The sequence below is a fragment of the Pseudomonas sp. GW821-FHT10C09 genome (assembly GCF_059415465.1).
In genome coordinates, this window is record NZ_JBWKNG010000009.1 from 127,938 (window position 1) to 145,320 (window position 17,383).

At 59.6% G+C, this 17,383-nt stretch carries 20 protein-coding genes; 7 read left to right on the plus strand and 13 right to left on the minus strand.

What is annotated here, in order from left to right:
• Positions 1-58: 58 nt before the first annotated feature.
• Positions 59-580: a DUF3617 domain-containing protein gene (locus AC07N8_RS11385; protein ID WP_493143574.1), complete on the plus strand. Its 522-nt coding sequence runs from the start codon at positions 59-61 to the stop codon at positions 578-580.
• A 24-nt stretch (positions 581-604) separates the two neighbouring features.
• On the opposite strand, the gene AC07N8_RS11390 is transcribed toward AC07N8_RS11385, so the two are convergent.
• From AC07N8_RS11390 to folE2, 7 genes are read right to left on the minus strand one after another with little or no spacing between them, the layout of a single operon-like run.
• Positions 605-1,501 (minus strand): His/Gly/Thr/Pro-type tRNA ligase C-terminal domain-containing protein, encoded by an 897-nt coding sequence (locus tag AC07N8_RS11390; RefSeq protein WP_483841583.1) that lies wholly within the window; start codon positions 1,499-1,501, stop codon positions 605-607.
• A gap of 32 nt (positions 1,502-1,533) precedes the next feature.
• The gene (locus AC07N8_RS11395) at positions 1,534-2,871 is read right to left on the minus strand and encodes a dihydroorotase (protein ID WP_493143571.1); all 1,338 of its coding nucleotides are present in this window, start codon (positions 2,869-2,871) and stop codon (positions 1,534-1,536) included.
• 2 nt (positions 2,872-2,873) lie between these two features.
• Entirely contained in the window at positions 2,874-3,434 is a 561-nt protein-coding gene (locus tag AC07N8_RS11400; RefSeq protein ID WP_493143569.1) for a gamma carbonic anhydrase family protein, read from the minus strand.
• Entirely contained in the window at positions 3,431-4,306 is an 876-nt protein-coding gene (locus AC07N8_RS11405) for a metal ABC transporter substrate-binding protein (RefSeq protein ID WP_493143566.1), read from the minus strand. Before AC07N8_RS11405 ends, AC07N8_RS11400 begins: the two co-directional genes overlap by 4 nt.
• Before the next feature lie 11 nt (positions 4,307-4,317).
• Positions 4,318-5,184, minus strand: coding sequence for a metal ABC transporter permease (locus AC07N8_RS11410; RefSeq protein ID WP_493143564.1), 867 nt, complete (start codon positions 5,182-5,184; stop codon positions 4,318-4,320).
• Positions 5,184-5,852 carry a metal ABC transporter ATP-binding protein gene (locus AC07N8_RS11415; RefSeq protein WP_493143562.1) on the minus strand — a complete coding sequence of 223 codons (669 nt, stop codon included), beginning with the start codon at positions 5,850-5,852 and terminating at the stop codon, positions 5,184-5,186. Before AC07N8_RS11415 ends, AC07N8_RS11410 begins: the two co-directional genes overlap by 1 nt.
• Entirely contained in the window at positions 5,849-6,745 is an 897-nt protein-coding gene (folE2, locus tag AC07N8_RS11420; protein ID WP_493143560.1) for a GTP cyclohydrolase FolE2, read from the minus strand. The genes AC07N8_RS11415 and folE2 overlap by 4 nt, the downstream gene beginning before the upstream one ends.
• Before the next feature lie 85 nt (positions 6,746-6,830).
• Between folE2 and AC07N8_RS11425 the strand changes: the two genes are divergently transcribed.
• On the plus strand, positions 6,831-8,027 hold the full coding sequence (locus AC07N8_RS11425) for an N-acetylmuramoyl-L-alanine amidase (protein WP_493143558.1): 1,197 nt from the start codon (positions 6,831-6,833) through the stop codon (positions 8,025-8,027).
• Here AC07N8_RS11425 and AC07N8_RS11430 read toward each other — a convergent pair.
• On the minus strand, positions 8,024-8,401 hold the full coding sequence (locus AC07N8_RS11430; RefSeq protein ID WP_483841591.1) for a glutamine synthetase: 378 nt from the start codon (positions 8,399-8,401) through the stop codon (positions 8,024-8,026). The genes AC07N8_RS11425 and AC07N8_RS11430 overlap by 4 nt on opposite strands.
• A gap of 143 nt (positions 8,402-8,544) precedes the next feature.
• On the opposite strand from AC07N8_RS11430, the gene zigA reads away from it, so the two are divergent.
• Together zigA and AC07N8_RS11440 are read left to right on the plus strand one after the other, a co-directional pair.
• Positions 8,545-9,753: a zinc metallochaperone GTPase ZigA gene (zigA, locus tag AC07N8_RS11435; RefSeq protein WP_483841592.1), complete on the plus strand. Its 1,209-nt coding sequence runs from the start codon at positions 8,545-8,547 to the stop codon at positions 9,751-9,753.
• Positions 9,753-10,403 (plus strand): DUF1826 domain-containing protein, encoded by a 651-nt coding sequence (locus AC07N8_RS11440; protein WP_483841593.1) that lies wholly within the window; start codon positions 9,753-9,755, stop codon positions 10,401-10,403. The genes zigA and AC07N8_RS11440 overlap by 1 nt, the downstream gene beginning before the upstream one ends.
• 4 nt (positions 10,404-10,407) lie before the next feature.
• Here the strand turns inward: AC07N8_RS11440 and AC07N8_RS11445 are convergent, their stop codons facing one another.
• On the minus strand, positions 10,408-10,764 hold the full coding sequence (locus AC07N8_RS11445) for an NADH:ubiquinone oxidoreductase (RefSeq protein ID WP_483841594.1): 357 nt from the start codon (positions 10,762-10,764) through the stop codon (positions 10,408-10,410).
• A gap of 27 nt (positions 10,765-10,791) precedes the next feature.
• On the opposite strand from AC07N8_RS11445, the gene AC07N8_RS11450 reads away from it, so the two are divergent.
• On the plus strand, positions 10,792-11,757 hold the full coding sequence (locus tag AC07N8_RS11450; protein ID WP_493143554.1) for a CobW family GTP-binding protein: 966 nt from the start codon (positions 10,792-10,794) through the stop codon (positions 11,755-11,757).
• On the opposite strand, the gene AC07N8_RS11455 is transcribed toward AC07N8_RS11450, so the two are convergent.
• The gene (locus AC07N8_RS11455; protein WP_123433186.1) at positions 11,754-12,167 is read right to left on the minus strand and encodes a DUF3301 domain-containing protein; all 414 of its coding nucleotides are present in this window, start codon (positions 12,165-12,167) and stop codon (positions 11,754-11,756) included. The genes AC07N8_RS11450 and AC07N8_RS11455 overlap by 4 nt on opposite strands.
• A gap of 120 nt (positions 12,168-12,287) precedes the next feature.
• On the opposite strand from AC07N8_RS11455, the gene pdxY reads away from it, so the two are divergent.
• Positions 12,288-13,160: a pyridoxal kinase PdxY gene (pdxY, locus tag AC07N8_RS11460; RefSeq protein ID WP_027926264.1), complete on the plus strand. Its 873-nt coding sequence runs from the start codon at positions 12,288-12,290 to the stop codon at positions 13,158-13,160.
• 112 nt (positions 13,161-13,272) lie between these two features.
• Here pdxY and AC07N8_RS11465 read toward each other — a convergent pair whose 3' ends face one another.
• On the minus strand, positions 13,273-13,755 hold the full coding sequence (locus AC07N8_RS11465) for an acyl-CoA thioesterase (protein ID WP_123433184.1): 483 nt from the start codon (positions 13,753-13,755) through the stop codon (positions 13,273-13,275).
• Between the two features lie 201 nt (positions 13,756-13,956).
• On the opposite strand from AC07N8_RS11465, the gene AC07N8_RS11470 reads away from it, so the two are divergent.
• A complete protein-coding gene (locus tag AC07N8_RS11470; RefSeq protein WP_483841596.1) occupies positions 13,957-15,720 on the plus strand; it encodes a cation:proton antiporter in 1,764 nt (587 codons plus the stop codon).
• A gap of 29 nt (positions 15,721-15,749) precedes the next feature.
• Here the strand turns inward: AC07N8_RS11470 and AC07N8_RS11475 are convergent, their stop codons facing one another.
• Both AC07N8_RS11475 and AC07N8_RS11480 read right to left on the minus strand, forming a co-directional pair.
• Positions 15,750-16,157: an SMI1/KNR4 family protein gene (locus AC07N8_RS11475; RefSeq protein WP_007943369.1), complete on the minus strand. Its 408-nt coding sequence runs from the start codon at positions 16,155-16,157 to the stop codon at positions 15,750-15,752.
• 285 nt (positions 16,158-16,442) lie between these two features.
• Entirely contained in the window at positions 16,443-17,318 is an 876-nt protein-coding gene (locus tag AC07N8_RS11480) for a Tim44 domain-containing protein (RefSeq protein WP_483841597.1), read from the minus strand.
• Positions 17,319-17,383 lie beyond the last annotated feature (65 nt).

The following is a 17,383-nucleotide window of genomic DNA, read 5'->3' on the forward strand; positions in this document are numbered from 1 at the left end:
CCATGAACCGAAGCCGATGCCCGGCGTCTAACGGCCACAACTGATCAGGAGTTACTCGATGAACGTTCGTCTGCTGGGTTTGGCCATGGCTATTGGTTTGTCACTTCCTTTGGCAGCGAAGGCGCAAATGCTGCAACCCGGGTTGTGGGAATTGACCACCAGCAACATGCAGGTCGATAACCAGAACCTGCCGGACTTGCAGCTGATCCTCGGGCAGTTGCAGAGCCAGATGACCCCGGAACAGCGCGCGCAACTGGAGAAACAGGGCATCACCATGGGCGGCAAAGGGATTCGGGCGTGCCTGACGCCGGAGCAGGTGAAAACCGACAATATTCCTCTGACCGACCCGCAATCGGGCTGCAAACAGGAAATCACCGACCGTACTGGCAACCAGTGGAAATTCCGTTTCAGCTGTCCGAAAGCGCAAGGCGCCGGTGTGGCTACTTTCCTCAGCGACCGTGAGTTCACCACCAAGGTCAACGGCACCTTCAATGCCACCGGCATCCAGCAAAAGGGTAGCCTGGAAAGTCGCGCCGTGTGGCTGGGGCAGGATTGCGGGACGGTCAAACCTCGCGCTTAAGACCTTCGCCGTTACACCCGTTCCCTACACGCTCGTGTGGGAGCGGGCGTGATTGAGCCACTGACACGCCGCCTCAACATCCATCCTGCCGAAATCCTCACCGGCACCGCTGCGCAAACTGACGAACTCACCTTCCTGTTCCTTCTCGCCCACGACCATCAGGTACGGCACTTTTTGACCGTGCTCGCGAATCTTGTGGCGGACCTTTTCATGCCGCAGATCCACATGGACGTGCACACCGCTTCGGCGCAATGCCTCGGTCACCGACTGGACATAACCCGCCTGACGCTCCGCCATGCTGACAATCATGACCAGGGGCGGCGCTCGCCAGCTGTCCAGTTCCTGTTGGCAAGACCAACACGTGCCGTAGATCCGTTGCTCAGATTTACCGTTGATGTGGTCGAGGGAGAATGCCTGCAACACCTTCGTGGCGGGAACATGTGGGCCTGTCGTCAACTGTTCGAAGTCTCCCAGGCGGTACAGCGACAAATGCTCTGCTGGCTTCATTGTCTGTCGGCGGATCGAATGGTTGGTCGCGGCCAGCAATTGCATCCGGGCTTCGATGAGGGGCAGGTCGGACCGGGTCAGCGACTGCTTGACGGTAAATCCATAAAAGAACCCGTCACCCAGAGACGATCCAGACTGCAACTGCACATGGGGATAAAGTTGCTTGACCGCCATTGCCAGTATCAACGCGCAGGAGCGTCGAAGAATCTCCAGGCCGTCGGGCTCTTGAGGCGTGACGATGCTGACCCGCGCATCGCCCCGGATCACGTGTTCGCAGTCCACCAACACGCCGTCCACCCGACCGGCCACCGCCGCTTTGGCCAGTCCGGTGCTGATACTCGCGGCGAGTTCATACACGGACAAAGGCTGGCTGTATTCACGCAATGAACCATCGGGCAGGCGGATCTGAATCATGGTGATGCTCTCGAGTGCTTCTGTATTGCGCGCTAGCGCATAAACCGTAGAGGTAATCCCTGACAGTTGTCATTAAGACGTTTGTCGTGCCAGGCAATTTGCCCGGACACCAGCGTGGTATTGACGCTATGACGAAAACGCTGCCGGGCGAAGGGCGTCCAGCCGCATTGAGACAGGATGGGTTGCTGGGAAACGGCAACGCCATCAGGTTCGGATTTGATCAGAACGAGGTCGGCCCAATAGCCTTCGCGCAGATAACCGCGGTCGGGGATGGCGAACAAATCGGCTACGCGGTGACTGGTCTTGGCCACGAGGGTGGTTATCGGCAGGACTTCGTCAGCCATTAATTCCAGCAACGCGGGCAGGGCGTGTTGCACCAGCGGCAGGCCGGAAGGTGCCTGACGATAAGGCTGTTGTTTCTCCGCCCAGGTGTGCGGCGCGTGGTCGCTGCCGATCACATCGAGTCGATTGCTCAGCAATGCGTGGCGCAATGCATCGCGGTCGGCTTGAGACTTGATGGCCGGGTTGCACTTGATCAGATTACCGAGGCTCGAGTAGTCCCGATCATCGAACAGCAAGTGGTGCAGGCACACTTCGGCGGTAATGCGTTTCTGCGCCAGCGGCTTGTCTTCAAACAGCGCCAGTTCGCGGGCGGTGGTCAGGTGCAGCACATGCAACCGGGTGCCATGCCGCTTGGCCAGGTCCACGGCCATCGAGGAGGAGCGAAAGCACGCCTCGGCGTTGCGGATGATTGGGTGGGCGGCCGCAGGAATATGTTCGCCGAACAGGTCTCGAAGGTTTGCGTCGTTGGCATTGATGCTGGGCGTGTGCTCGCAATGGGCCAACAAAATCGTCGGCACTTGCGCGAATAGCCGCTCCAGAATCCGAGGGTCATCGACCAGCATGTTGCCGGTGGAGGCGCCCATGAACACTTTGACGCCGGCGACTTCGCAAGGATTGAGCGCAGCGATGGTGTCGAGGTTGTCATTGCTGACGCCGAAATGGAACCCGTAATTGGCCACTGAACTGATCGCTGCGCGGCGCTTCTTGTCCGCCAGGTCTGCGAGGGTCAGGGTCGCCGGACGGGTGTTGGGCATGTCCATGAAGCTGGTGATTCCACCGGCCACTGCTGCCCTCGATTCCGTGTAGAAACTGCCCTTGTGCGGTGCGCCGGGATCGCGAAAGTGCACTTGGTCGTCGATCATTCCGGGTAGCAGCCATTGGCCGTCGGCATCGATTTCCACGTCGGCATTTTCATTCTGGATGCTGCTGGCGATCTTCACGATCCGACCATTGCTGACCAGCAGATCTCCCTCGAACTCACGGCCTTCGTTCACCAGCCGGGCATTGCGAATCAGCACACTGCTCATGGTCAGAACTCGTTTTGCAGCGCTTTGTAACCGCGCACCAGGTCGACGTTGGTGCGCGCCACGTCCTCGGAAAACTCCGAGGCGCTGACGCTGACCGGTGGAAACTGCGCCAGGTCGGTGTTCGGTCCGATGCGGGTGGTGGAGGGGACGTAAAAGTCATCGGGCAAGTCGCGACCGTCGACCACCGAGTTATGCCGCACCACGCAACCATCACCCACCGCGCAATTGAACAGCACGCTGTTGAAGCCGATGAACACCCGGTCACCGACGGAGCAAGGGCCATGCACAATGGAGCGGTGGGCGATTGAACTGAACTCGCCGATGGTGACGGCTGCGCCAGACTTGGAATGAATCACCACGCCGTCCTGGATGTTCGAGTTGGCGCCGATGGTGATTGGCTCCATCTCACCACTGGCGTCTACTTCGTCGGCACGAATCACCGCGTAAGGGCCGACGAAGACATTCTCGCCAATCAGCACTTTGCCGCAGATGATGGCCGTCTTATCCACATAGGCGGACTGCGCAATTTGCGGTAAATCTCCTGAAGGGTTCTTGCGGATCATGGCTTGCTCAACGCTTGGTAGAGAGTGTTGAGGTTGTATTCGAACAGCCCGGCAAAGGTGCTGGCCGGCCCGGTGGCGGCGAGTGCATCGGAGTACAGCGTGCCACCGATCTGCGCGCCGCTTTCATCGGCAATCTGTTTCAGCAGTCGGGCGTCCTTGATGTTTTCCATGAACACCGCTTTGACCTTGGCCTGGCGTATCTGGGTGATCAGCGCAGCCACTTCGGCAGCCGAAGGTTCACGTTCCGTGGACAGTCCTTGCGGTGCCATGAAGTCGATCCCGTAGGCCTGACCGAGATAGCCGAAGGCGTCATGGGAGGTGACTATTTTGCGATTGCCCGGTGGCAGCGAACCGAGCTTGGCCTTGGCTTCGGCAAGCAGGGCGTAGATCTTTTTCAGGTAGGCCTGGCTGTTGCGTTGGTAGTCCGCCGTGTTCGCCGGGTCGGCTGCGATGAGCGCCTTGGTGATGTTGGCGATGTACAACTCAGTGTTCGCCAGGTTGTGCCAGGCGTGAGGGTCGGGAATGGTCTCGCCGTCTTCATCCAGAGAGCGCGGGATGACGCCGTGACTCGCACTGATCACCGGTGCTTTGGTTTCGGTGCTGGTCACCAGACGGTCCAGCCATGGCTCAAAACCCAATCCATTCTTGATGATCAGCTTGGCCCTGAGCAGCGCCTTGGCGTCGTCCGGCGTAGGCTCGTAGGTGTGGGCGTCGGCGTCCGGACCGACCATGTTGGTGATCTGGATATGCTCGCCGCCGACCTGATGGGTCATGTCGGCGAGGATGCTGAAGCTGGTGACCACCTGAAGTTTTTCCGCCGCAGACAGCGACATCGACAGCATCAAACTGAACAGCACAAGTAGAGCGCGCATCGGGCAACACCTCATTGGGATGTGAGCAAAGGCGGGCGGCGCAACAAACCGTGCACCGGACCGAACACCACGGACAGCAGATAAAGACCGCCGGCAACCAGCACAATCGCCGGACCGCTGGGTAGCGAGTAGTAGAACGACAGCAGTAATCCGAGCCACACCGAGAGGCAGCCGAGCATGGCGGCGATGACAATCAACACCGGCAAGCGGCGGCTCCAGAAACGCGACGCGGCGGCGGGCAACATCATCAGACCGACCACCATCAGCGCGCCGATGGCCTGGAAACCGATCACCAGATTCAGCACCACGAGCGTCAGGAACACACCATGGGCCAACGGTCCGAGGCGGCTGACGGTTTGCAGGAAGAGCGGGTCGAGGGTGTCCAGCAACAGCGGTTTATAGATCAGGCCCATGGCGATCAGGCTGAAGCCCGAGACCCACAACATGCCGGTCAACGTCGGGCCATCGACCGCCAGAGCGGAGCCAAACAACAGGTGCAAAAGGTCCAGGCGTTTGCCGGCGATGCCCAGGATCAGCACTCCGCTGGCGAGGGAAATCGGATAGATCGCTGCCAGGCTGGCGTCCTCTCGCAAGCCGGTACGGCGGGTGATCCATGCGGCCAGTCCGGCCATGCTCAGACCGGCCGCCAGGCCACCAAAGGTCAATGCCGGCAAACTCAAACCCGCGAACCAGAAGCCAAGTGCGGCGCCGGGCAAGATGCCGTGAGCGACCGCATCGCCGATCAGGCTCATGCGCCGCAAGATCAAAAACACCCCCAGCGGTGCCGTGCTACACGCCAGGACGAGTCCGCCGAGCAGTGCCCGACGCATGAACACAAACTCGTGGAAGGGCTGCCAGAGTTGAGCAGCGGCGAGCATCAGGCCACCTGCGATTGTGGTTGTTGGCGGATCAGTTCGGTACTTGGTCCAAGTAGGCAACCGCTGCTTTTGATCAGCAGCGTGTGTGGAATGTGTTGGCGAACGGCGGCCAGGTCATGGCACACCACAACCAGGGTTCGACCCTCGGCCTGCCATTGGTGGATGTGTTTCCAGAGCAGCGATTGACCGAGCTCGTCGAGCGCCGCGTGCGGTTCGTCGAGCAACAACAATGGCGTTTGCGCAAGGCTCAATCGGGCGAGCAGGGCGCGTTGGAGTTCTCCTCCGGACAAGGCCATCAACGGGCGGTGCTCCAGACCGCTGAGGCACCAATCTTCCAGCACGTTTTTCAGGCGTTGGCTGCGCTGTTCTGGCGATTGCTTGTTGCCCCAAAATCCGGCGGCCACCAGCTCTTGGAGACTGATGGGAAATTGCCGGTCCAGGTGTTGTTGCTGGGGGAGGAAGGACAGCGAGCCTTTGCGTGGAACATCGAGGATGACTTTGCCTGTGAGGGGTTTTTGTAATCCAGCGATGACTTTCAGCAAGCTGCTTTTCCCCGACCCGTTTGCACCGATCACGGCGGTCAGGCTTCCCTTGGGCAGTTCGAAATCCACGGGAGGGGTGAGTGGCTGGCCGGGGGCGCCCCAGCGCAATGCCTGGCAACGGATCATGCAGCCTCCCAATTCCAGCGGCTTTCGGCAACGGCATCATGGGCATGCAGGCTTTCGGCGTGGACGACCCGGATGTGAAAGGCGTGTATGCCGGGTGAGCGTTTCAGGGCGAGGTTCAAACGTCGCGCGGCGTCTTCGCAGAACATCAGGTTCTGACCATTGGCCAAGGCGAAAGCTTGTTCATCGGCGCGCTTTACCGCGGTTTGAACGGCGGTGCCGAGCGCGGCTTCGGCGTCGTTGATGAGGGCGATCAGTGGCAGGTAATCCAGATAATCGTCCAGGCGCACGCACAATTGTGCGGTGCTGCGTTGACTGTGGGGCGTCGCAACGATGCCTTTTGTGGAACCGAGCCACGCCAACACATCGGCGTGTTGCAGTGACCGGTTGGCGAAGTCATCGACGAATTGCTGCTGAATCAACTGCCGTGACAGTGCCGCTGAACACGGGCAAGTCGAGGAATAAGCAACGTCGATTTTTAGTTCCACGTGGAACATCGCGTTTTTCAATCGCGCTTCGATGCTCACCGGATAGCGTTTCCAACCGGCCAGCGGGCTGATTAGCGCTGGCCTTTTGAGCAGCAAATCAGCGTGAATTTTCAAGTAGGCGTTGCGGGACAGTCCTTGATGACTGTCGAGAAAACTTTGCAGGATTCGTCGCAACAAGGTCGGTGTCAGGTTTTCCTGCTCGAGCATTTCCAGCGCCAGATACAACCGCGACATATGAATCCCGCGTGCCTCTCCATCATCAAGGCTCACGCCCGCATCAGCTGTTGCGCTCAGACGCTGGCCATCGAACAGAACAGGAAGAGCAATGCCGCACATGCCCACCCAGTCGAGCGGCAGGGCTTGGCGAGAGGCTTGCGCGGCGATATCCGGCAGAGTCAGCGCATTCATGAGCAGGTCCATCGTGGGAATCGATTCGGCATGTTATGTTATTACATTAAATTCGACCACGTCTTTTTCTCGAGCGGTTCTCTTCATGCACAGACGTCACTTGCTCAACCTGATTCTGGCCAGCGCAGCCTTCGCGTTGCCCTTTGGTGTCTCGGCCACGCAAATTCGCAACGCACGGTTGTGGCGTTCGGATGACAAGCTGCGACTGGTGTTTGATATGAGCGGGCCGGTGCACTACAAAACCTTTTCACTCAGTGCGCCCGAGCGGTTGATCATTGATCTGAATGGCGCCAACCTGAGTGGCGATTTCAGTCAGCTATCCCTCGCCGATACGGTGATCCGCTCGATCCGCTCCGGGCATTTTGGTCTGGGGGATACGCGAATCGTCCTCGACCTCAACGGCCCGGTGCAGCTCAACAGCTTCTTGCTCCCGCCGCAGGATGGCCAAGGCCATCGGCTGGTGCTCGATCTGAAGTCCGCTGCGTCATTGCCCGTTACGATGCCCTCTGAGGCGATTCAGGAGCCGGCGCACCTCAAGCGCGACATCATCGTGGTGGTCGACCCTGGTCACGGCGGGAAAGACCCTGGTGCGGTCGGCGCCAAAGGGGAGCGAGAGAAAGACGTGGTGTTATCCATTGCTCAGCTGCTGGCCAAGCGTCTGAAGCGCGAGAAGGGCTTTGACGTGAAGCTGGTGCGTAACGACGACTTCTTTGTTCCGCTGCGCAAACGGGTAGAGATAGCGCGCAAGCACAACGCCGACATGTTCATCTCGGTGCACGCGGACGCCGCGCCGCGTCTTACGGCTTCCGGTGCCTCGGTGTATTGCCTGTCTGAAGGTGGCGCGACCTCAGCCACGGCACGCTTCATGGCGCAGCGTGAGAACGGCGCGGACCTGCTGGGCGCCACTCGTTTGCTCAATCTCAAGGACAAGGACCCGATGCTCGCCGGGGTGATTCTCGACATGTCGATGAACGCCACCCTGGCCGCCAGTTTGCAGTTGGGCAGCACGGTTCTCGGCAGCTTGGCGGGGATCACCACGCTGCATCAAAAGCGTGTGGAACAAGCTGGATTTGCGGTGTTGAAGTCGCCGGACGTGCCGTCGATCCTGGTGGAAACCGGCTTCATTTCCAATGCTCGCGACAGCCAGCGACTGGTCACTGCACGTCATCAACAGGCCGTGGCGGACGGTTTATTCGAAGGGTTGCAGCGCTATTTCCAGAAAAATCCGCCTGCCAACAGCTACATCGCCTGGCAACAAGCGCAGAAAAAAGCGCAGGTCTAGCAGCCGCTGATCCGGCTGCAGGTGAATTTGGCGCTGCTGCCACCCGAACTGGAGAAGCGATTGATGGTGGTCCAGCCCACCCGACGGTTGTAGCCAACCCAGGCTTCGCCGTCGGAAGCGATGCCGGTGAAAAAGGTCAGTTGCCCGTAGCGGCTGTTGGTCTGTGCCCAGTAGCGCTTGCCCGCCATTTCGAAGCCGCGCAGATAGATCGTGCTGCCGACGGTGTTGACGCTATAGGCATTGCCGTCGACATCCACACAGGCCAGCAGATTGGCGCTACGGGTGCATTGGGCCAGGCTCGGAACCTGCGCCCAGGCCTGTGTAGCCACCAGCAGCGAAACACTCATAAGCGCCAGTTTCAGGGCAATACGCATGGGGTTTGTCGGGGATTGGACGGCCTTTAGCATCGGTCGCTTTGTCGTCATGGGCAAGAGGAGAGTGGCTTGATTGCATTGTTATACTATAACATTGAATCAAGCCCGACACTGCGACCGGGCATCCTTGTGAGGAATACCTGATGCCTAATCGTCTCCCCGTGACCGTGCTCTCGGGCTTTCTCGGTGCCGGAAAAAGTACGCTGCTCAACTACGTCCTGCGCAATCGCGACAACCTGCGAGTCGCCGTCATCGTCAACGATATGAGCGAGATCAATATCGATGGCAGCGAAGTCCAGCGTGACGTCAGCCTGAACCGCGCCGAAGAGAAACTCATCGAAATGAGCAACGGCTGCATTTGCTGCACCTTGCGCGAAGACCTGCTCGAAGAAGTCAGCAAACTCGCCAGGGACGGGCGTTTCGACTACCTGTTGATCGAATCCACCGGCATCTCCGAACCGCTGCCCGTGGCGGAAACCTTTACCTTCCGCGATGAAGAAGGGCAAAGCCTGGCCGACATCGCGCGGCTCGACACCATGGTCACGGTGGTGGATGGCATGAACTTCCTGCTCGACTATCAGGCCGCCGAAAGCCTCGCTTCCCGTGGCGAAACGCTGGGTGAGGAGGACGAGCGCTCGATCACTGATCTGTTGATCGAGCAGATCGAATTCGCCGACGTCATCCTGATCAGCAAGATCGACCTGATCAGCCGCCGCGAACGCGAGGAACTGATCGCGATTCTTCAACGCCTCAACGCACAGGCAGACATCATCCCCATGGTCATGGGCGAAGTGCCCCTGGAAAAAATCCTCAATACCGGTCGCTTCGATTTCGAAAAAGCTGCTCAGGCGCCGGGCTGGTTGCAGGAATTGCGTGGCGAGCACGTGCCGGAAACCGAGGAATACGGCATCGCTTCGACCGCTTACCGGGCCCGCCGACCCTTTCATCCACAGCGCTTTTTCAGCTTCATCGACCGCCCTTGGGTGAATGGAAAACTGCTGCGCTCCAAAGGTTTTTTCTGGCTGGCCAGCAAGCCCATGGACGCCGGCAGCTGGTCCCAGGCAGGTGGCTTGATGCGTCATGGTTTCGCCGGGCGCTGGTGGCGGTTTGTGCCGAAAACCCAGTGGCCGCAGGACGACGAAAGCACGGCCGGGATCATGCAGAACTGGACTGCCGCCACCGGCGATTGCCGTCAGGAACTGGTGTTCATCGGGCAGAACATCGACTTTGCTGAGCTCACCGCCGAGCTCGACGATTGCCTGCTGACGGAGGCTGAAATGGCCTTGGGTGTCGAGGGTTGGCGATTGCTGCCAGACCCGTTTGGACCGTGGCACGAAGAGGCAGCCGCCTGATGTTGGCGCCGAGTCTGAAGCGGCGTTCGGTGGTTCATCCTGTCCAGGGCGAAACGCCGCAAACGCTCGCCAGAATTCTCGATGACGAGGTAAACCTCGCCATTTGGCAGCGTCAGCTTCCCGTGCATATTGTCGACTTCGGTCAGTTGCTGCTGTCGCTGAACGCGCCGTTGGCCGAGTCGCTGGTCTTGGAGCTCGCGAGCGATGACGCCGAACCCAATCTGCAAGGACTGGCCTCAGGTTTCAGCGATCTGCAAGGGTATGAGGGCTTCATTGCCGACGTGTCGTGGTTGGTCAGCGCGTTTGCCTGTTTGTTCGGCGCCAAGCGTATCGGTCTGCGTTTGCGGGTGCTGGACAAGGCCATGTGCCCGCGTTTCCACGTCGATCATGTGCCGGTGCGGTTGATCACTACGTATTCCGGCATCGGCAGTCAGTGGCTGCGAGAGGGCGTTATGGACCGTCGCCAGTTGGGAAAACCCGAGGCCGAGCCTGTACAGGATTCGTTGATCGAGCAGATCGCCAGTGGGGACGTGGCGCTGTTGAAGGGCGAAAAGTGGCATGGCAACGAAGGTTTTGGGCTGATTCACCGCTCGCCGCAACTGGCATCGGGCGAGCGTCGTTTGATCCTGACCCTCGATTGGCTCGGCTGACGCCTCAAGGCGTGAGCCAGTTGCCCTGGCTTTGCGCTTCGCAAAACGGCTTCAGATAGGCCGCATCGGTGGCCACGCCGTAATAGTGAATGTCCTGCCGGTAAGGCATATTGGCGACTTGAGCATTGCTGCACACCCCGAATGCGCCGGTTGGGCATTGGTCAACGTACTGCACGTCGACGGTCTGCCCGGCCAGATTGGGCTGGCAGAAGCCGTCGGCGAAGAGCTTTTCCGGGATGTTGCGGTTTTGCTGGCAGACTTTCACGTCCAATCTTGCGGATGTGGTATGTACCACGCAGGCTTGGGCAAACACTTCGCCGGAACACAGCGCCAGCAATAACGACAATCCCATCAATCGCATCTTTTACTTCCTCAGAAAACACCGACCATGTTGCAGAACATTCCCACGCACGTCATTGCCGGTCCATTAGGGGCTGGCAAAACCAGCCTGATCAAGCACCTGTTGGCGCAGCGGCCGGTCGGCGAGCGTTGGGCGGTGCTGATCAACGAATTCGGGCAGATTGGCCTCGACGCTGCGTTGCTGACCTCGGATGCCGATGGTATCGCACTGGGTGAAGTGGCCGGCGGCTGTTTGTGTTGCGTCAATGGCGCGCCGTTTCAGATCGGGCTCGGACGGTTGCTGCGCAAGGCGAAACCGGATCGGCTGTTCATCGAACCCTCCGGTCTCGGGCATCCGGCCCGGCTGCTTGAACAGCTGAGTGAGGCGCCGTGGGTCGGTGTACTGGCGGTACAACCCTGTGTACTGGTGCTGGATGCCCAAGCGCTCGCGGCTGGCAAACCGCTGCCGGCGGCTCAACAGGAGACATTGAACAGCGCCGGCTTGTTGGTGTTGAACAAGGCAGAAAATCTCGACGTTGATGATCGTCAGCGAATCGCCGCGCAGTTACTGCCTCGTCCCCTTTACTGGACGCAGCAAGCTCAGTTGCCACTAAGCCACTTGCCGGGGCTCCAGTCTCGTGCTGAAACGGGTGTGGATAACTTCGTCGTGCCCAAGGGGCTGGCGCAGCTGCCGGCCGTCTGGACCGATCCCTCGCTGCCGATTTGCTTGAGTCAGGAACAGGAGGGGGGCTGGAGCATCGGCTGGCGTTGGCATCCGAGCCAGAGGTTCGACGTGGCGCGCATGGGCCTATGGCTTGAAAGCCTGCCCTGGCGGCGGGCGAAGTTGGTTATCCACAGCGTTGACGGTTGGGTCTCGGCCAATGCGCTGGATAACTCGCAACTGGACTGGAAGCCCAGCGAATGGCGCCAGGATTCGCGGATAGAACTGATTTTCAGCGAGCCGCAGGAGGCTGATTTACTCCAAGCCGCTTTGGCGGGCTGCCGATCGGGTTAAGGGCGCCACTTGGTGTGTTCTTGCCGCCACTGGCTCAACTCGATCACCTCGGCGCGGGGCTTCACTACATCGACGACCGCCGGCGTGTCGTCGAAAGGCATCGGGTAGGGCGCCAGTTCGATTTGCGCGCTGTGGGCGCCGAATTGGGTGATGGTGCCGTTGTGACGGGTTTCGCCGGTCACGGTGAACTCAAAGTTGTACACGCGAGCCAGGCGGCGCCGGCCGTTGGCGTCTTTGATGAACGCGATCTTTTTCAAGGCCACGTTGCCGTCCAGCAACTCGATGCCAAGCTTGGCACAATGCTGCTTGACCCGCTCCAGCGCGCGCTCGCGCAAGCCATGGTTGTGCCACAACCACGCGCCACCGGTAGCGAGCAGCATCAGCACGAAGATATTTCCGAGGGTCAGCATCAACAGGTTGCTCCAACTAGATAGTGTCAGCTTAACTGCGTCGCCGGTCTGTCGTACAGGCTGCGTTTCGTCGCATACTGCGCGGCTCGAATTTCAATCGTTTTACGGAAAACTCACCGCATGAAACGTACGCCCCATCTGCTCGCCATTCAGTCCCATGTTGTGTTTGGCCACGCTGGCAACAGCGCTGCGGTTTTCCCGATGCAGCGGGTCGGGGTGAATGTCTGGCCGCTCAACACCGTGCAGTTCTCCAACCACACCCAGTACGGCCAGTGGACCGGTGAAGTGCTCGCGCCGCACCAGATCCCTGAGCTGGTCGAAGGCATTGCCGCGATTGGCGAGCTGGGCAACTGCGATGCGGTGCTGTCGGGTTACCTGGGCAGTGCTGCTCAGGGCCGGGCGATCCTGACCGGCGTGGCGCGCATCAAGTCGATGAATCCCAAGGCACTGTATTTGTGCGACCCGGTGATGGGCCATCCTGAGAAAGGTTGTAGCGTTCCGGCCGAAGTCAGCGACTTCCTGCTGGAAGAAGCGGCGTCGGTGGCTGACTTCATGTGCCCGAACCAGTTGGAACTGGACAGCTTCTCGGGACGCAAACCGCAGTCACTTTTCGATTGCCTGGCCATGGCGCGAGCGCTGTTGGCGCGTGGGCCGAAGGCGGTATTGGTCAAGCATCTGGACTATCCCGGTAAGCCGGCGGATGGCTTCGAGATGTTGCTGGTGACTGCCGAGGGCAGCTGGCACCTGCGTCGTCCGCTGCTGGCGTTTCCGCGTCAGCCGGTGGGCGTGGGCGACCTGACGTCCGGGCTGTTCCTGGCGCGGGTGTTGTTGGGTGACAGTCTGGTCGCTGCGTTCGAATTTACGGCGGCAGCGGTGCATGAAGTTCTGCTGGAGACTCAGGCCTGTGCCAGCTATGAGCTGGAATTGGTGCGGGCGCAGGACCGGATTGCGCATCCGCGAGTGCGGTTTGAGGCGACGGCGATCAGCCTCTGAATTTGCGTCGACGCCATTCGCGAGCAGGCTCGCTCCCACATGGATTCCCTGTAGGAGCGAGCTTGCTCCGGGCGGCGTTCCGACGATGACTATCTAAAGTCGACCACAGGTCTCAGGCATCACCCTTGATTTCCTGATAGCGCTTTTCCAGCTCCTGACGAATCTGCCGACGCTGCTGGGCCTGCATGAAGCGGCGTTTGTCTTCGCTGTTCTGCGGTTGCAGTGGCGGGACAACAGCCGGTTTGCGGTCGTCATCCACCGCGACCATGGTGAAAAAGCAGCTGTTGGTGTGGCGCACCGAGCGCTCGCGGATGTTCTCGGTCACCACCTTGATGCCCACCTCCATGGAGGTGTTGCCGGTGTAATTGACCGAAGCCAGGAAGGTCACCAGTTCGCCGACATGAATCGGCTCGCGGAAAATCACCTGGTCCACCGACAGCGTCACCACGTAGCGACCGGCATAACGGCTGGCGCATGCATACGCGACTTCGTCGAGGTACTTGAGCAAGGTACCGCCGTGGACATTGCCAGAGAAGTTGGCCATGTCGGGGGTCATCAATACCGTCATCGACAGTTGTGCGTTTCCGGGTTCCATAGCGTTCTCACGGTTCAAGGCAGAATTTCAGGGGCGCACCTCTGCGGGTGCCTTGTCAGCTTTTCAAAACCAACAGTTATCGGGACGCCGGGCAGGTGGCTGCCGTCACGCCCGTTTCGATCTGTTTCCATATATTGCACCGCCTTTGCGGCGCAAGTCCCGGTGTTAACCTCCAAAAGTCCCCCTTAAGGAGCCCACGCCATGCATGCCATCAGTTTCATTCAGGATTTGGCAGTGATCATGTTGATCGCGGGCGTGGTGACCGTGCTGTTCCATCGCTTCAAGCAGCCGGTGGTGCTGGGCTACATCGTCGCCGGATTCATCATCGGCCCGCACACGCCGCCGTTCGGGCTGATCCACGACGAAGAAACCATCAAGACCCTCGCGGAGCTCGGGGTGATTTTCCTGATGTTCTGCCTCGGCCTCGAATTCAGCCTGCGCAAGTTGTTCAAGGTCGGTGCGACGGCGTTCATCGCGGCGTTCCTCGAAATCGTGCTGATGATCTGGATCGGCTACGAGATCGGTCGCTGGTTTGACTGGAACACCATGGATTCGCTGTTCCTCGGCGCGATCCTGGCGATTTCCTCGACCACCATCATCGTCAAGGCACTCAACGACCTGAAGATGAAGAACGAGCGTTTCGCGCAGTTGATCTTCGGAGTGCTGATCGTCGAAGACATCCTGGGCATCGGCATCATTGCGTTGCTGTCGAGCATCGCCGTCAGCGGCACGGTCAGCTCCGGCGAAGTGTTTTCCACGGTCGGCAAGCTTTCGCTGTTCATGATTGTCGCGCTGGTCATCGGGATTTTGCTGGTGCCACGACTATTGGCGTACGTAGCTAAATTCGAAAGTAACGAGATGCTGCTGATCACCGTGCTGGGGCTGTGTTTCGGTTTCTGCCTGCTGGTGGTGAAACTGGAATACAGCATGGTGCTCGGTGCATTCCTGATTGGCGCGATCATGGCCGAGTCTCGGCAACTGTTGAAAATAGAGCGTCTGATCGAGCCGGTTCGCGACTTGTTCAGCGCCATTTTCTTTGTCGCCATCGGCCTGATGCTGGATCCGATGATCCTCCTGCAATACGCCTGGCCAATCGCGGTGATCACCGTGGCGGTGGTGCTTGGCAAGATGCTGTCCTGCGGCCTCGGGGCGTTTATCGCCGGCAACGACGGACGCACCTCACTACGCGTGGGGATGGGCCTTTCGCAGATCGGCGAATTTTCTTTCATCATCGCTGCGTTGGGCATGACGTTGCAGGTGACCAGCAACTTCCTCTACCCGGTCGCCGTGGCGGTTTCGGTGATCACTACGCTGCTGACTCCGTACCTGATCCGAGCGGCCGATCCGCTGTCGATCAAGCTCGCCGCGGTGATGCCGCAACGGCTGGGCCGGGTGTTGGGGATGTACGGCGAATGGCTGCGCAGTATTCAGCCGCAGGGCGAGGGCGCGCTGCTGGCGTCGATGATTCGGCGGATTTTGTTGCAGGTGGGGGTCAATCTGGCGCTGGTGATTGCGATTTTCTTCTCGGGGGCGTTCTTCGCCGAACGCATGTCCGCGTATCTGCAAGGCTGGATCAGCGACCCGAGCTGGCAGAAAGCATTGATCTGGGGTGGGGCGCTGCTGTTGTCGTTGCCGTTCCTGATCGCCGCCTATCGCAAGCTCAAGGCGCTGTCGCTGCTGTTGGCCGAGATGGGCGTGAAGCCGGAAATGGCCGGGCGTCACACACAGCGAGTACGTCGGGTGATCGCCGAAGTGATTCCGATCCTCTCGCTGCTGGTGATTTTCCTGCTACTGGCAGCCTTGTCCGCCAGTATTCTGCCGACCAACAAGTTGCTGGTACTGATCATCGTGGTCGCCGCCGCCGTGGCAGCATTACTCTGGCGCTGGTTCATCCGCGTGCACACGCGGATGCAGGTGGCGTTGCTCGAAACCCTGGACAACCACAATGATGCACCCGGTCACTGACATCGCACCTGCTACAAAGCCGAGACGTCTCAGCTTTCCAGCCAGACGTCCCGCGCCCAGTGCCACACTGATTCCCAGGTTTCTTCGGCGATCAGTTCTTCTTCGGCCTGCCACAGCACCACGGTGCCGTCTTCTTCGACGAGGTAGTAGTCATCACCGTCCTGGCAGATCGGGATCATGCTGCGGTCAACGCCAGCGTCCCAGGCGTTGGCGGCAACGTCTGGCAGGTAGGTGTGGGATTGCGGGTCGGTGACAGTCACCGGCTCCAGGCTGCCGTAGACCACGTCGCTGACGGTCAGCAAAAACTCTCTGAAGACGAACGGAATATCGATGAACAGTTGTTCTTCGATTTCCACGATCTGGTCTTCGTCGGGCAGCTCCAAGGGGACCGGTACCGGTTCGTTGGCTTCACGCAGTTGTTCGATGATTTCTTCCACGTCCGGGATCCTCTTGCTTGATGGCGCGGTTTAGTTGGGGCGGTTTATACAGTAGCTCGCTATAGATGCAACCGCGAAATAGAAAACCCCAGCCAAGGCTGGGGTTTTCATTACAGCACGCTAGGTTCTGTCTGGAACGTGCCTGCGCGTCGATCATACTGCGTTAAAAACAGGTTCGAAATGCTCATTGACTAACGTCAAGTCGGGTGCGACCCCAGCCGTTTCTCACCTGTTTTTGCCTTGTCTGATCTTAGCTCGGCACCTTCCAAACAGAACCGGGTCGTATCAGCCGTTCTGGCGGATACCGGCCACCAGCCAAGGCTGGTTTTCGCCCTGCGGACGTTCCATGTTCCAGCTTTCGCTGAACACTTCGCCCTGATCGAAACGTGAAGTCTTCGATACGCCGCTGAAGGTCAGGGTGGCGATGGTCTTGTCGGCACGATCATCCACGCCGTCCAGTTGAACATTGAGGTTATCAATGTAGGTGGACTGGAAGCCGTCGCCCAGGTCAGCACGTTCGCGCTTGAGGAACTCGAGCATTTGCGGGGTCACGAACTCGGCGATCTTGTCCATTTCGTTGGCGTCCCAATGCTGCTGCAGGGACTGGAAGTGGTTGCGGGCCGCTTCAATGAAGTTCTTTTCATTGAACCAGGCTGGCGCATTGATAACCGGACGAGCGGCAACCGGAGCAGCCGAACCACCGAAGATCGAACCGCCAGCAGGCTGCTGGTCGAACACTTCACGCTGCATCGGTGCGTGGCCAGCTGGAGCCATGTGCTCCTGTTGCTTGCGACGACGAGCGGCGATGAAGCGGAAGATCAGGAAGGCGATGACCGCCATGATCAGGATGTCGAAGATCTGCATGCCCTGGAAGCCACCGCCCATGAACATGGAGGCCAGCAGGCCACCGGCAGCGATGCCGGCCAGAGGGCCGAGCCAGCGCGAAGCACCGCCAGCCTTGGCGGCAGCGCCTGCGGCACCGGCAGCACCAGCGGTCGCCGCAGCGCCGCCCATGCCTGGAGAAGAAGGCGCCATTTGGCTGGTCTGGTGGGTCGGCGCAGCGCCGACGCTTTTGCCGCCACCAAAGCGCTTGGCGTTGGCGTCGAGGCTCATCGTCAGGCCGATGCACAACGCCATGGCGATGCTAAGAAAACGTTTCATAAAGGGTAATCCCATTTGTGGATGGCACGCGCGCCATGTTGCACAGCTGAAGTGTTACTGGCTAG

Excerpts from the sequence above, each read along its gene's own strand:
- AC07N8_RS11445 (WP_483841594.1), bottom strand. The coding sequence starts at position 10,764 with ATGCGATTGATGGGATTGTCGTTATTGCTGGCGCTGTGTTCCGGCGAA.
- AC07N8_RS11470 (WP_483841596.1), top strand. The coding sequence starts at position 13,957 with ATGCATGCCATCAGTTTCATTCAGGATTTGGCAGTGATCATGTTGATC.
- AC07N8_RS11385 (WP_493143574.1), top strand. The coding sequence starts at position 59 with ATGAACGTTCGTCTGCTGGGTTTGGCCATGGCTATTGGTTTGTCACTT.
- AC07N8_RS11415 (WP_493143562.1), bottom strand. The coding sequence starts at position 5,852 with ATGATCCGTTGCCAGGCATTGCGCTGGGGCGCCCCCGGCCAGCCACTC.
- folE2 (WP_493143560.1), bottom strand. The coding sequence starts at position 6,745 with ATGAATGCGCTGACTCTGCCGGATATCGCCGCGCAAGCCTCTCGCCAA.
- AC07N8_RS11425 (WP_493143558.1), top strand. The coding sequence starts at position 6,831 with ATGCACAGACGTCACTTGCTCAACCTGATTCTGGCCAGCGCAGCCTTC.
- AC07N8_RS11395 (WP_493143571.1), bottom strand. The coding sequence starts at position 2,871 with ATGAGCAGTGTGCTGATTCGCAATGCCCGGCTGGTGAACGAAGGCCGT.
- AC07N8_RS11390 (WP_483841583.1), bottom strand. The coding sequence starts at position 1,501 with ATGATTCAGATCCGCCTGCCCGATGGTTCATTGCGTGAATACAGCCAG.
- AC07N8_RS11440 (WP_483841593.1), top strand. The coding sequence starts at position 9,753 with ATGTTGGCGCCGAGTCTGAAGCGGCGTTCGGTGGTTCATCCTGTCCAG.
- zigA (WP_483841592.1), top strand. The coding sequence starts at position 8,545 with ATGCCTAATCGTCTCCCCGTGACCGTGCTCTCGGGCTTTCTCGGTGCC.
- AC07N8_RS11400 (WP_493143569.1), bottom strand. The coding sequence starts at position 3,434 with ATGATCCGCAAGAACCCTTCAGGAGATTTACCGCAAATTGCGCAGTCC.
- AC07N8_RS11405 (WP_493143566.1), bottom strand. The coding sequence starts at position 4,306 with ATGCGCGCTCTACTTGTGCTGTTCAGTTTGATGCTGTCGATGTCGCTG.
- pdxY (WP_027926264.1), top strand. The coding sequence starts at position 12,288 with ATGAAACGTACGCCCCATCTGCTCGCCATTCAGTCCCATGTTGTGTTT.
- AC07N8_RS11410 (WP_493143564.1), bottom strand. The coding sequence starts at position 5,184 with ATGCTCGCCGCTGCTCAACTCTGGCAGCCCTTCCACGAGTTTGTGTTC.
- AC07N8_RS11430 (WP_483841591.1), bottom strand. The coding sequence starts at position 8,401 with ATGCGTATTGCCCTGAAACTGGCGCTTATGAGTGTTTCGCTGCTGGTG.
- AC07N8_RS11465 (WP_123433184.1), bottom strand. The coding sequence starts at position 13,755 with ATGGAACCCGGAAACGCACAACTGTCGATGACGGTATTGATGACCCCC.
- AC07N8_RS11450 (WP_493143554.1), top strand. The coding sequence starts at position 10,792 with ATGTTGCAGAACATTCCCACGCACGTCATTGCCGGTCCATTAGGGGCT.
- AC07N8_RS11480 (WP_483841597.1), bottom strand. The coding sequence starts at position 17,318 with ATGAAACGTTTTCTTAGCATCGCCATGGCGTTGTGCATCGGCCTGACG.
- AC07N8_RS11455 (WP_123433186.1), bottom strand. The coding sequence starts at position 12,167 with ATGCTGACCCTCGGAAATATCTTCGTGCTGATGCTGCTCGCTACCGGT.